General features: G+C 42.6%; 1 protein-coding gene. It reads right to left on the reverse strand.

Annotation, left to right across the window (positions count from 1 at the left end; all coding sequences use genetic code 11):
• The coding region (locus GVL03_RS21400; RefSeq protein WP_200847427.1) for a hypothetical protein at nt 1–300 on the reverse strand (300 nt) is incomplete at its 3' end.
• Between the last annotated feature and the right edge of the window lie 101 nt (nt 301–401).

Raw genomic sequence — 401 nt, forward strand, 5'->3', positions numbered from 1 at the left:
CTTATAAGCCGTCTGAGCTTGAGATTGAACATTTTGAGCAAACTGACCAAAAACTGCTTCAGTACCTCCCAAATTCTGTTCGAGGTCCGCACCTTCCATCAAACTGGACTTGATAAGCTTCCCAATGCCGGCTGCTGCAATAGCACTTGTCAACATGGTTACAAGACCACTACCAAGCAATTTCCCTGCTCCTGTGCCAGCAGACTGAGCTTCTGGATTGACGGCGCCAGAAATAGCTCCACTTATCCCTTTTGCAGAAGGCATAATCTGCACATATGCTTTACCTAATTCTGTTGCCATTAAAATCCTCCTATCTCTTTTAATAGTTTTTGTCTAGCAAGTTCAAAATCCTCGCCAGTTTCAAAAATACGTTCTTCTTTTTCAATTGGTTCGTCAATCAT

Origin of the sequence: Microbacterium sp. 18062, from assembly GCF_902706225.1 — a bacterium.
In the GTDB taxonomy this organism is placed as follows: domain Bacteria; phylum Actinomycetota; class Actinomycetes; order Actinomycetales; family Microbacteriaceae; genus Microbacterium.